This window comes from Variovorax paradoxus EPS (assembly GCF_000184745.1).
GTDB lineage: Bacteria > Pseudomonadota > Gammaproteobacteria > Burkholderiales > Burkholderiaceae_C > Variovorax > Variovorax paradoxus_C.
The window spans coordinates 6,272,194-6,284,656 of record NC_014931.1 but is presented as its reverse complement, the minus strand read 5'-3'; the positions used below and the strand labels follow the sequence as shown (position 1 = coordinate 6,284,656).

Below are 12,463 nucleotides of genomic sequence, written 5' to 3'. Positions count from 1 at the left end.
TGAGCACGGCGACCAGCAGCATCGGCAGCTTGTCGACTTCGGCCTCGAGCGGCCTGAGCACGGCAACCAGCAGCATCGGCAGCCTGTCGACCTCCACATCGTCCGGCCTGAGCACTGCCACCAGCGGTATCTCGAGCCTGTCGACGTCTACTTCGAGTGGCTTGAGCACTGCTACCAGCAGCATCGGCAGCCTGTCGACATCGACCTCCTCGGGTCTGAGCACCGCGACCAGCAGCATTGGCAGTTTGTCGACTTCGACCTCGAGCGGCCTGAGCACTGCGACGAGCAGCATCAGCAGCCTGTCGACCTCGACCTCTTCTGGTCTGAGTACCGCGACCAGCAGCATCGGTAGCCTGTCGACGTCTACTTCGAGTGGCTTGAGCACTGCTACCAGCAGCATCGGCAGCCTGTCGACATCGACCTCCTCGGGTCTGAGCACCGCGACCAGCAGCATTGGCAGCTTGTCGACTTCGACCTCGAGCGGCCTGAGCACTGCGACGAGCAGCATCAGCAGCCTGTCGACCTCGACCTCTTCTGGTCTGAGTACCGCGACCAGCAGCATCGGTAGCCTGTCGACGTCTACTTCGAGTGGCTTGAGCACCGCTGCCAGCAGCATCGGCAGCCTGTCGACCTCCACCTCGTCCGGTCTGAGCACGGCCACCAGCGGCATCGCTAGCCTGTCGACATCGACGTCGTCTGGCCTGAGCACTGCTACGAGCAGCATCGGCAGCCTGTCGACCTCCACCTCGTCTGGTCTGAGCACGGCCACCAGCGGTATCTCGAGCCTGTCGACGTCTACTTCGAGTGGCTTGAGTACCGCTACCAGCAGCATCGGCAGCCTGTCGACCTCCACCTCGTCCGGTCTGAGCACGGCCACCAGCGGTATCGCTAGCCTGTCGACATCGACGTCGTCTGGCCTGAGCACTGCTACGAGCAGCATCGGCAGCCTGTCGACCTCCACCTCGTCCGGTCTGAGCACGGCCACCAGCGGCATCGCTAGCCTGTCGACCTCCACCTCGTCCGGTCTGAGCACGGCCACCAGCGGCATCGCTAGCCTGTCGACATCGACCTCCTCGGGTCTGAGCACCGCGACCAGCAGCATCGGTAGCCTGTCGACCTCCACATCGTCCGGCCTGAGCACGGCCACCAGCGGTATCTCGAGCCTGTCGACGTCTACTTCGAGTGGCTTGAGCACCGCTACCAGCAGCATCGGCAGCCTGTCGACCTCGACCTCGTCCGGTCTGAGCACGGCCACCAGCAACATCGGCAGCTTGTCGACTTCGACCTCGTCGGGCTTGAGCACGGCTGCCAGCAGCGTGAGCAGCCTGTCGACTTCGACTTCGTCAGGTCTGAGCACGGCCAAGAGCAGCATCAGCAGCCTTTCAACCTCGACATCGTCTGGTTTGAGCACGGCCGCCAGCAGCGTGAGCAGCCTGTCGACCTCCACCTCGTCTGGCCTGAGCACCGCGACCAGCAGCGTCAGCAGCTTGTCGACTTCCACGTCGTCGGGGCTGAGCACCGCCACAAGCAGCATTGACCGCCTTTCCACCTCGACGTCGAGCGGCTTGAGCACAGCCGCCAGTAGTGTCAGCAGCTTGTCGACTTCGACGTCGTCGGGTCTGAGCACGGCCGCCAGCAGCGTTAGCAGCCTGTCGACCGGTCTGAGTACGGCCACCAGCAGCATCAGCAGCCTGTCGACCTCGACGTCCAGTGGTCTGAGTACCGCCGCCAGCAGTATGAGCAGCTTGTCGACTTCCATGTTGTCAGGCCTGAGCACAGCTACCAGCAGCGTGAGCAGTCTGTCGACTTCGACATCGTCCGGTCTAAGCACGGCCACGAGCAGTATCGGCAGCCTATCTACCTCGACCTCGTCGGGTCTGAGCACGGCTGCCAGCAGCGTCAGCAGCCTGTCGACTTCGACTTCATCGGGTCTGAGCACTGCGGCTAGCAGCGTCAGCAGCTTGTCGACTTCCACGTCGTCTGGGCTGAGCACGGCTGCCAGCAGCGTCAGCAGCTTGTCGACTTCGACTTCGTCAGGTCTGAGCACGGCCAAGAGCAGCATCAGCAGCCTTTCAACCTCGACATCGTCTGGTTTGAGCACGGCCGCCAGCAGCGTGAGCAGCCTGTCGACCTCCACCTCGTCTGGCCTGAGCACGGCCACCAGCAGCATCGGCAGCCTCTCAACTTCCACCTCGTCCGGTCTGAGCACGGCCACCAGCGGTATCGCTAGCCTGTCGACGTCGACGTCGTCTGGCCTAAGCACTGCGACGAGCAGCATCGGCAGCCTCTCGACTTCGACGTCGTCAGGTCTGAGCACAGTGACCAGCAGCGTCTCCAGCCTGTCGACCTCGACCTCGTCCGGCCTGAGCACTGCCACCAGCGGTATCTCGAGCCTGTCGACGTCTACTTCGAGTGGCTTGAGCACCGCTGCCAGCAGCATCGGCAGCCTGTCGACCTCCACCTCGTCCCGTCTGAGCACGGCCACGAGCAGTATCGGCAGCCTATCTACCTCGACCTCGTCGGGTCTGAGCACGGCTGCCAGCAGCGTCAGCAGCCTGTCGACTTCGACTTCATCGGGTCTGAGCACTGCGGCTAGCAGCGTCAGCAGCTTGTCGACTTCCACGTCGTCTGGCCTGAGCACGGCTACTAGCAGCGTGAGCAGCCTGTCGACTTCGACTTCGTCGGGCCTAAGCACGGCCAAGAGCAGCATCAGCAGCCTTTCAACCTCGACATCGTCTGGTTTGAGCACAGCCGTTAGCAGTGTCAGCAGCCTGTCGACTTCGACGTCGTCGGGTTTGAGCACGGCCGCCAGCAGCGTGAGCAGCCTGTCGACCGGCCTGAGTACGACCACCAGCAGCATCAGCAGCCTGAGCACGACGGTCACCACGATCAACGACAAGGGCACCAAGTACTCCCAGGCCAACTCGACAGCCGCAGGTGCGGATGCAAGCGGGCAGAACGCCGTGGCGATCGGGCCGAAGTCCGTGGCCAGCGGTGCCAACTCCTTTGCGGCCGGCAACGGCGCGCAGGCGACGGCCGACGGTGCCGTCGCGATCGGTGCCGGCGCATCGGCCACTGCCGCGCAGGGCACTGCCATCGGGTTCGGGGCGGTGGTCACGCAAAGCGGCGGCGTGGCGCTGGGTTCGGGCTCGGTGGCTTCCCGGGGCGCAGGCGTCGCGGGCTACATTCCGGGCCACGCGAATGCGCAGCAGGCAGCGGCCATCAAGGCCACGACCGGCACGCAAGCCGCGGTGTCCGTGGGCGATGCCGCCAACGGCCAATTCCGTCAGATCACCGGTGTGGCGGCAGGCTCGGCCGACAGCGACGCGACCAACGTCGCCCAGCTGAGGGCCGCATCGAGCGCAGCCAAGGCCAGCAGCGTGCAGTACGAGACCAACCCGGACGGGTCGGTCAACTACAACCAGATCACGCTGGGCGGCGGCCAGGCGCCGGGCGGCACGCGCATCTCGAACGTGGCGCCGGGCATCCTGCCGAACGACGCGGTCAACGTCGAGCAATTGAATCAGGTGCGAAGCCAGGTCGGCGCTGTTGCGCGCATCGCGTACTCGGGGATTGCCATGGCGACGGCAATGAGCAGCCTGCCGCAGGCGATGACGCCGGGCAAGAGTCTGGTCTCCCTTGGTACGGGCACCTACTCGGGCTATGCCGCGGTTGCCTTTGGCTATTCGGCTCGCTCCGAAGACGGGAAGTGGATCTACAAGGTCAATGGCGCCTATGCGGGCCAGCGATTCAATCTTGGCGTGGGGGTCGGCTATGAGTGGTAACTCGCCTCACGATCGGCTGAAGGCAGTGGAACCGCTGCACACAAGCCCCTCCATTCAAACCGCGTGCTTTTCTGCCTCGGACGGACAGAAGGAGAGGGTCCTGGCTTTCTGTCGAGCGTCTCGAGGATCAGCGTCATCGGCATGTGGATCGACATGACGTCGCTGTCGGCGATGTAGTCGTAGCTTCCGTGTAGCGCGGGCAATAACGCTTGTCTGGTTTTGTTTGATGCAAGAGAAGTCGCCGGGCCCGGAGAGCATCAGCGCGAAGCGCTCGCCCTCGGGCCGCAGCTTGAAGGGATGCATCGACCGAGAGAGTGGTCGGAGGTTCCGCGCATATCGATGCAGCCCGAAACGCCTTCGCATCTTCAAGACGATGAAGGGCCGGCCGGCTGCGACGATGACGACGCCTGCACAGGCTCGGATGCAGCGACGGCCTTGCCGACCATGTGCTCGGCCAGCGTGTCGTAGAGCGGGCGGCTGATCATGCGGGAGATCAGGCTCGCTAACATGGCCGCGGCCATCAGGCTCAGCACCATCGCGTGGCCGTCGACCATCTCCATCACGATGATGAAGGCGGTGAGCGGCGCCTGCGTCACCGCGGCCAGGAAGCCGGCCATGCCCAGCGCGATCAGCGCCGGGCCCAGGTCGCTGCTGGCCAGGTGCGCCACGGCATCGCCGATGCCCGCGCCGATGGACAGCGATGGCGCGAAGATGCCGCCCGGCACGCCGCACCAGGCGGTGAGCCAGGTGGCGACGAACTTGAGCACTGTGTACAGCGGCGTGAGCTCGTCGTGGCCCTGCAGCATCTGCTTGACGGCTTCCGAGCCGGCACCGAAGGTGACGCCGCCCGTGACCAGTCCGATCACCGCCACCGCGAGCCCGCCGAGCGCCGCGAAGCGCACGGGAAACCGGGCGCGCCAGCGATTGAGCCGCTCGGGTGCGCGCGTGAGCGAGGCAATCAGCAGCCGGGCGAAAAGGCCGCCCGCGGCGCCCGCCAGCAGCGTGACCAGCAGGCCGGGGCCCAGCGCGTCCCAGCCCAGGCGCGGCACGCGGATCACGCCGAAGTAGCTGGTGTTGCCGAAGGCCGAGACGGCCACCAGGCCCGCGAGCACGATGGCCGTGATGATGAGGCCGGAAGAGCGCGCTTCGAGCCGGCCCGACAGTTCCTCGATGGCGAACACCACACCCGCCAGCGGTGCATTGAAGGCGGCCGCGATGCCGGCCGCACCGCCCGCCACCAGCAGCGCGCGGCCGTCGATGGTGGTGTTGGGCGAGAGCCAGCGGCGCGCATGCTGCATCACACCGGCCGCCACTTGCACCGAGGGGCCTTCGCGGCCAATCGACAGCCCGGCCGCAAAGCCGGCCACACCGAGGCCGATCTTGGCGACCGTGAGTCGCAGCGAGGCGAACATGAAGCGCCGTTCATCGGGCAGCGCGGGGTGCAGCGCCGCCTTGATCTGTGGAATGCCCGAGCCGCTCGCGCCGGGAAAGAAACGCAGCGTGAACCAGACGATGCCCGCCGTGATCATCGGCGTCGTCACCAGCACCGCCCAGGGCCACGCGCGGTAGAAGCGCTGGAAGCCGCCGAAGACCCAGTCGCTGGCCAGCGTGAACCCCACCACGAACAGCCCGGCTGCGATGGCGTAGCCCAGCACGATGGCTCGGTCGAGCCAGATGCGCCCGCTCGACAGTTCGGCGCGCAGATGCTCAAGAAAGTCCGGTTCGCGATTCATATATGTGCGCGATCAGTTTACGCATGGCCCTCGGGGTGGGAGCGGTGGCTTCGCTGACAGGCCCGGTACGGGGCACTTCCAGTGCGCCAACTTCATAATCCGGGCCTCCCTGAAAACCAAACGAATCGGAACGCCCGTGAGTGCTGCAGATTTTCTCTTGTCCCCCGCCGTGCAACAGCTCATGCGGGTCGTCTATGCAGACCCCGATAGCCCGTTCTCGGCGAGCGAGCTCGCGCAACGCACGAAGCAGGCGCCGGACATGGTCGAGCAGACGTTGCAGCATCTCGTCACGAGCGGGATTCTTGCAAGGCAAAAGGTGCCGGCGGGTGAGCCCGAAGCCGTCAAGGTGGACCGGTCGTTCATCTTCTACCGCGAATTGCGCAGCATCGCACTGAAGTCGTTCGCCGCGGCCGAGCCGATCCGCGCCATGCTGCGCGGCAAGTTCAAGGATTCGGTCGTGCGCGCCTTCATCCTGGGAGAGGACGAGGACAACGTCATCGAGGTCCTGATCGTGCACGGCGCAGTGGTACCCGACCAGGCTGCGATGACGGCCGCTTGCCAGAAGCTTTCCAAGACCCTTCATCGGCATTTGCAGGTGCACGTGATTTCGATGGCCAGGTTCAACGGCCTCACAAGTCGCGACGCACTCGCCGCGAAACTGGCGGCTGCTTCGACGTTCGAGATCATTGCGCCGAAAGACACCAAGGCGCAGTTGCCCGTCGAGCGGCTCGGCCTGCTGCAAAGCGCGAAAAAGAAGCTGGCCGCGCTGTCTCGCTCCTAGCATCGAGGCGGCTCGCATGCGGGGGTGGGCCGTACCCCCTGACAACGCCGGGTCACGAAGGCTTGCGCATAATTGACGCAAGCTATGACTCTCACCGAACTCAAATACATCGTCGCAGTAGCCCGCGAACGGCACTTCGGCAAGGCGGCCGAGGCCTGCTACGTCTCCCAACCGACCCTCTCGGTGGCCATCAAGAAGCTCGAGGACGAGCTCGAGGTCAAGCTCTTCGAGCGCAGCGCCGGCGAAGTGACCGTCACGCCGCTCGGCGAGCAGATCGTGCAGCAGGCGCAAAGCGTGCTCGATCAGGCCGCCAGCATCAAGGAGATCGCCAAGCGCGGCAAGGACCCGCTGGCCGGCCCGCTGAACCTGGGCGTGATCTACACCATCGGCCCGTATCTGCTGCCCGACCTGGTGCGCCAGGTGATCGCGCGCACGCCGCAGATGCCGCTGGTGCTGCAGGAGAACTTCACCGCCAAGCTCTTGGAAATGCTGCGCGCCGGCGAGATCGACTGCGCCGTGATGGCCGAGCCTTTTCCCGACACCGGCCTTGCGATGGCGCCGCTGTACGACGAGCCCTTCATGGCCGCGCTGCCGGTCAATCACAAGTTCGCCGGACGCGAATCGATCACCTCCGAAGAGTTGCAGAGCGAGACCATGCTGCTGCTGGGCACCGGCCATTGCTTTCGCGACCACGTGCTCGAGGTGTGCCCCGAGTTCGCGCGCTTCTCCAGCAACGCCGAAGGCATCCGCAAGAGCTTCGAGGGCTCGTCGCTCGAAACCATCAAGCACATGGTGGCCTCGGGCATGGGCGTGACGCTGGTGCCGCGCCTGTCGGTGCCGGCCGAGGCGCTCAAGCCGAAGGGCAAGGGCAAGAAGGAGTCCGACCAGATGGTGCGCTACCTGCCGGTGCGCGATGCGAACGACCGTGATCCGCCCACGCGCCGCGTGGTACTCGCATGGCGGCGCACCTTCACACGCTACGAGGCCATTGCCGCGTTGCGCAATGCGATCTATGCGTGCGAACTGCCGGGCGTGAAGCGTTTGTCATAGCGATTGGCGGCCTTGGCCTACGCGGCCGCTGTTTTGAATCGTTGATCGCTGGGATAGAGTGACGCTGTTGCGAAGCCGCCCGACGGCTTCGAGAATTGCAGCGTTCCTGTCAACTTGAAGAAAGACCTTTCGCCATGGCCAAAGCTCCGAAGAAAACCAAGCCCGCATCGACCCCCACCCCTTCTTCCTCCTCGGGCAAGGTGCCCAAGAAGGGCGGCGCGATCGTCGCGCAGGAGTCCGGCAGCCGCAACGCGCCGATCATCAACATCGGCATCGAGCGCCAGGACCGCGCGGCCATCGCCGAAGGCCTGAGCCGTGTGCTGGCCGACACCTACACGCTGTACCTCACGACCCACAACTTCCACTGGAATGTGACGGGTCCGCACTTCAACTCGCTGCATGCGATGTTCATGGGCCAGTACACCGAACTCTGGACGGCGACCGACGTGCTCGCCGAACGCATCCGCGCCCTCGGCCACTACGCGCCGGGCTCGTACGCCGAGTTCAGCAAGATCGCCACCGTGCCCGACGTGCCGCAGACCCCGCCCAAGGCGATGGAGATGGTGCGCATCCTGGTCAAGGGCCACGAGACGGTTTCGCGCATCGCGCGCGAATTCATTCCCGTGGCGGAAGAGGCCGGCGATGACCCGACCGCCGACATGCTGACCGCGCGCTGCACGGTGCACGATCAAACTGCCTGGATGCTGCGCTCGCTGCTCGAGGACTGAGTCGGCAGGCATCCCGGAATCCGGGAAGCGAAAGCTGGAGCGGCACAATGGCCGCTCTTTTTTCGTCCGCCTTTTTGTCGCATGCTCGCACGCCGTCTCGCGCTCTACCTCGACCTGATCCGCTGGAACCGCCCTGCCGGCTGGCTGTTGCTTCTCTGGCCCACGCTGGGCGCGCTCTGGTTCGCGGCCGACGGCTGGCCGGGTTGGCATCTGGTCGTGGTGTTCACGCTCGGCACCTTCCTCATGCGCAGCGCGGGCTGCTGCGTCAACGACGTGGCCGACCGCGACTTCGACCGCCATGTGAAGCGCACCGCCCAGCGGCCCGTGACCAGCGGCGCCATCTCGGTCAAGGAAGCGCTCGCGCTCGGCGCCGTGCTGGCGTTGATGGCCTTCGGGCTGGTGCTCACCACGAACCGGGTGACGGTGCTGTGGTCGTTCGCGGCGCTGGCCATCACGCTGATCTATCCCTTTGCCAAGCGCTTCGTGTCGATCCCGCAGGCGGTGCTGGGCATTGCCTTCAGCTTCGGCATCCCGATGGCCTTTGCCGCGGTGCAGGCGACGGTGCCTGTGTTCGCCGCGTGGCTGCTGGCCGGCAACCTGTTCTGGGTGCTGGCCTACGATACCGAGTACGCGATGGTCGATCGTGACGACGACCTGAAGATCGGCATGAAGACCTCGGCCATCACCTTCGGCCGCTTCGACGTGGCGGCGGTGATGCTGAGCTACGCGATCTTCCTGGCGGTTTGGGCGTGGGCCGGTGCCAGCCGGTCCCTGGGCGTGTTGTTCTTCGCGGGCATCGCCATCGCCGCGGGGCAGGGGCTCTGGCACTGGCGGCTGATTCGCGACCGGACACGCGATGGCTGCTTCAAAGCCTTCCGGCTGAACCACTGGCTGGGTTTCACGGTGTTCGCCGGCGTTGTTGCCGGCTACGCCATTCATTGAAGGAGCCGCGCATGCTCGATCGCCTGACGCAGAAGATCGGCCAGGAAGGCCTGTCCGAGTGGCACGTCATCACGCAGGAGATGGTCGACCGGTACGCGGTGCTGTCGGGCGATGGCGAAGGTGAGTGGATCCATCTCGATCCGGAGCGCGCGGCCCGCGAGACGGAGTACGGCGGCACGATCGTTCCCGGCTTTTTCCAGGTCGCGCACCTGATCCGGCTGACCGGCGAAGCGATGCGCACGCTGCTGCCCTTCGATTCGAACCACGCGCTGAACTACGGCTTCGATCGCCTGCGGTTCGTCAGCCCGATGCCGGTGGGCGCGCGCTTCCGGGCGCGGGTGCGCATCCTCGGCGCGACGCCCAAGGGCGAAGACGGTTTTCTGCTGAAGGAAGAGGTGCTGCTCGAACTCGAGGACGGCACCGTCACGCTGGCGGCCGAGTGGCTGTTCTTCCTCGGGCCGCGCGCGCTCCCCGGCTGACCCGCTTCAACCGCGCCCGAATTCCTCGCCCAGCTCGGCGGCCCGCTTCTGTGCGGCCCGGATGGCGGTCTTGAACTGCGCCTTGACGTCCGCGCCTTCCAGCGAGGTGATCGCCGCGTAGGTCGTGCCGCCCTTGGAGGTCACGCGCTCGCGCAGCACCGAAGGCGGCTCGGTCGCGCTGTGCGCCAGCGCCGAGGCGCCGGTGAAGGTGCCGATGGCCAGGCGCTGCGCCTGGTCGGGCGTGAGGCCCATCTCGACGCCGGCCTCGGTCATCGCCTCGATGAAATAGAACACGTAGGCCGGACCCGAGCCGGACATGGCGGTGACCGCGTCGAGCGCAGGTTCGGTATCGACCCAGAGCAGTTCGCCCGTGGGCGTCAGCAGCTGGCTGACGAGGGCGCGATCGGCGTCGGTGACATCCGGCCGCGCGAACAGGCCGGTCATGCCTTGGCCAACCAGCGCGGGCGTGTTCGGCATGGCGCGCACCACGCGTTCGGTGCCCAGCCAGCGGGCGATGCTGTCCGACGGAATGCCCGCGGCCACGCTCAGGTGCAGCGCGTCCTCGGCGAATGCGCGCACCGGCTTGGCGGCGTCGGCGAAGGTCTGCGGCTTGACGGCCCACACCACGACGGCGCAGCGCGAGAGCGCCTCGCTGGCCTCGGCCTGTGCCGTGATACCGAAGGACTGGGCGAGCTTCGTGCGTGCCGCCTCGAAGGGTTCGACCACCTCGAACGCGGTGGCCGGGGTGCCTTGCTGGATCAGTCCGCCGATGATGGCGCTCGCCATATTGCCGCCGCCGATGAAGGCGATGGGCGGCAGCGGCGCGGGAGCGGTGCGGGGCAGGAAGGTCACGGCGATGGTCATGGTCGGTCGATGTATTCGAAGGCGGCGAACTGGGTCACTTGCAGCGGATTGAAATTGTCGTCGCTCACGACCACCAGCAGGCGGTTGCCGTTGGGCAGCGGCGGGCCCCAGCACATGCCCTCGGTGTTGTCGAGGCGGGACAGGCCGAGCGCGGCGAAGTCGGCCACCAGGGTTTTGGTGACTGGCTTGTGGTTGCCTGGCGCGAATGCGTCGACCTGGAGCACGTCGCTGGCGGCGCGGGTGTCTATTTCATAGAGGCGCAGCGAATTGCCGGTTCCGGTGGCATAGGCGCGTTCGAGCACCAGCATACGGTGCGCATCGAGCATCAGCACCTCGCTCACGCCGTTGTCGGCATAGGTGCCGGGGACGAGGGGGCGCAGGGGGATGGCGTCGGGGACGTAGGCGATCTGGCGCGCCGCCTGGCCGGTCTCCAGGTCGACCTGGGTGAAGCGGCAAGGGCCGCCGGGCGCGCGGGTGGTGGGGATGGGGCCGTCCTGGATCAGGGCGTTTTCCATCGACAGCCAGGCAAAACGGCCGTCGGGCGTGAGGGCGATGCCCTCGAAAGTCAGGTTGTCGCGCGGACCGCGGCGCTGGGCCGGATCGGGCGTGAACATGGCGGGTAGGGCGAATTCGCGCAAGAAGCGGCCGTCGCGTGCCGATTCATACAGTGCGGGGCCGAAACCGCGGGCGATATCGCCTTCACTGGTCCAGAGCAAAGTGCCGGCGGAGGGGCGCAGGCGGATCGCTTCGGGGTCGGGGACAGCAAGCCCATTGATTGCGTGGCGGCGGTCAGGCCAAGGGCCGCCACCAGGGCGTTGCAGTTGAACAACGCCCGCTGGCTCCGGCCGAGCGGCCTGCGGCTGGGGCCAGCGAGCCGTGTAGTAGCGGACGGGAGCCAGGTCTGACCGGTCATCGCTGATAAGCATGTACTCACCTCGTGAGGCGTCATAGTCGATGCCCGAGAGGCCGCCCGCTGTGGTGTCTTCTATATGCAGCCTGTGCGCCCAGCGGGCCTCGGCGATTCGCCGGAGCCGCCCCGTGTCCGGAATAGGCGTCGCGCTCCCGCATCCGGCGAGACCCAGCGCCAGCGCGGCAACCGCGCCTCCCAAGAGGCTGCGGCGGGTGGGGAACTGGGGCGAAAAAGGGATTTTGGCAGTGGCGCGCACGCCTCGAAGTCTAGTGCCAGCACGTGATGGTGTAATGAGTCGGTTGACATCGGCAGAAGTGCCTGCAATAATCGCGGGCTTCGCTTCCAAAAGGCGAAGCTTTCAGCCCAAAGCGGAAGTGCCTCGAGTGGTTCGAGGTGCCAACGACGGGCCCAAGACTGACCGCGGTGTCTCCCTCCTGGAGGCTCATCGGTACAAGTTGGGAATATCAAGAAATGATCCAAACTGAATCCCGGCTCGAAGTGGCCGACAACACGGGCGCGAAATCCGTCCTGTGTATCAAGGTGCTCGGTGGCTCCAAGCGGCGTTATGCCAGCGTGGGCGACGTCATCAAGGTCAGCATCAAGGAAGCTGCTCCACGTGGTCGCGTCAAGAAGGGCGAGATCTACAGTGCAGTGGTGGTCCGTACCGCCAAGGGCATCCGTCGCGCCGACGGCTCGCTCGTGAAATTCGACAGCAACGCAGCCGTGTTGCTCAACGCCAAGCTGGAGCCTATCGGCACCCGCATCTTCGGACCGGTGACGCGCGAGCTGCGCACCGAAAAGTTCATGAAGATCGTGTCGCTGGCACCTGAAGTTCTGTAAGGACAACAACGCCATGAACAAGATTCGCAAAGGCGACCAGGTCATCGTGTTGGCCGGTCGTGACAAGGGCAAGCGCGGCACCGTCTCGCTTCGCAAGGACGACTCGCACGTCGTCATCGAAGGCCTGAACCTCGTGAAGAAGCACACCAAGCCGAACCCGCTCAAGGGTACGACTGGTGGCATCGTCGAGAAGTCCATGCCCATTCACCAATCCAACGTGGCGATCTTCAATGCCGCGACCGGCAAGGCCGATCGCGTGGGCATCAAGGTCACCCAGGGTGCTGACGGCAAGCGCGTGGCTGTTCGCGTCTTCAAGTCCAGCGGCGACGAAATCAAGTTCGCCTAAGAGGT

General features: G+C 65.7%; 11 protein-coding genes and 1 pseudogene. 9 read left to right on the top strand and 3 right to left on the bottom strand.

Annotated features, from left to right (window positions below):
* Positions 1-128: 128 nt before the first annotated feature.
* Together VARPA_RS32020 and VARPA_RS32015 are read left to right on the top strand one after the other, a co-directional pair.
* Positions 129-3,374, top strand: a pseudogene (locus tag VARPA_RS32020) (hemagglutinin); the annotation flags it as partial.
* Positions 3,375-3,380: 6 nt separating this feature from the next.
* Positions 3,381-3,785, top strand: coding sequence for a YadA-like family protein (locus tag VARPA_RS32015; protein WP_416367513.1), 405 nt, complete (start codon positions 3,381-3,383; stop codon positions 3,783-3,785).
* A gap of 365 nt (positions 3,786-4,150) precedes the next feature.
* On the opposite strand, the gene VARPA_RS28845 is transcribed toward VARPA_RS32015, so the two are convergent.
* The gene (locus VARPA_RS28845) at positions 4,151-5,518 is read right to left on the bottom strand and encodes a chloride channel protein (RefSeq protein WP_013544124.1); all 1,368 of its coding nucleotides are present in this window, start codon (positions 5,516-5,518) and stop codon (positions 4,151-4,153) included.
* Between the two features lie 169 nt (positions 5,519-5,687).
* Here VARPA_RS28845 and VARPA_RS28840 point away from each other — a divergent pair, with 169 nt between their 5' ends.
* From VARPA_RS28840 to VARPA_RS28820, 5 genes are all read left to right on the top strand, one after another.
* A complete protein-coding gene (locus tag VARPA_RS28840) occupies positions 5,688-6,299 on the top strand; it encodes a hypothetical protein (protein WP_234974883.1) in 612 nt (203 codons plus the stop codon).
* A gap of 84 nt (positions 6,300-6,383) precedes the next feature.
* Complete coding sequence (locus VARPA_RS28835) at positions 6,384-7,349, top strand: LysR substrate-binding domain-containing protein (RefSeq protein WP_013544122.1); 966 nt, start codon at positions 6,384-6,386, stop codon at positions 7,347-7,349.
* Between the two features lie 134 nt (positions 7,350-7,483).
* Entirely contained in the window at positions 7,484-8,077 is a 594-nt protein-coding gene (locus tag VARPA_RS28830) for a Dps family protein (protein ID WP_013544121.1), read from the top strand.
* 81 nt (positions 8,078-8,158) lie between these two features.
* A complete protein-coding gene (gene ubiA, locus VARPA_RS28825) occupies positions 8,159-9,019 on the top strand; it encodes a 4-hydroxybenzoate octaprenyltransferase (protein ID WP_013544120.1) in 861 nt (286 codons plus the stop codon).
* A gap of 11 nt (positions 9,020-9,030) precedes the next feature.
* Positions 9,031-9,498 carry a MaoC/PaaZ C-terminal domain-containing protein gene (locus VARPA_RS28820; RefSeq protein WP_013544119.1) on the top strand — a complete coding sequence of 156 codons (468 nt, stop codon included), beginning with the start codon at positions 9,031-9,033 and terminating at the stop codon, positions 9,496-9,498.
* Positions 9,499-9,504: 6 nt separating this feature from the next.
* Here the strand turns inward: VARPA_RS28820 and proC are convergent, their stop codons facing one another.
* Both proC and VARPA_RS28810 read right to left on the bottom strand, forming a co-directional pair.
* Positions 9,505-10,362, bottom strand: coding sequence for a pyrroline-5-carboxylate reductase (proC, locus tag VARPA_RS28815; protein WP_013544118.1), 858 nt, complete (start codon positions 10,360-10,362; stop codon positions 9,505-9,507).
* A complete protein-coding gene (locus tag VARPA_RS28810) occupies positions 10,359-11,471 on the bottom strand; it encodes an esterase-like activity of phytase family protein (protein WP_013544117.1) in 1,113 nt (370 codons plus the stop codon). Before VARPA_RS28810 ends, proC begins: the two co-directional genes overlap by 4 nt.
* Positions 11,472-11,743: 272 nt before the next feature.
* Between VARPA_RS28810 and rplN the strand changes: the two genes are divergently transcribed.
* Together rplN and rplX are read left to right on the top strand one after the other, a co-directional pair.
* The gene (rplN, locus tag VARPA_RS28805; protein WP_013544116.1) at positions 11,744-12,112 is read left to right on the top strand and encodes a 50S ribosomal protein L14; all 369 of its coding nucleotides are present in this window, start codon (positions 11,744-11,746) and stop codon (positions 12,110-12,112) included.
* 13 nt (positions 12,113-12,125) lie between these two features.
* Positions 12,126-12,458 carry a 50S ribosomal protein L24 gene (rplX, locus tag VARPA_RS28800; RefSeq protein ID WP_013544115.1) on the top strand — a complete coding sequence of 111 codons (333 nt, stop codon included), beginning with the start codon at positions 12,126-12,128 and terminating at the stop codon, positions 12,456-12,458.
* Positions 12,459-12,463 lie beyond the last annotated feature (5 nt).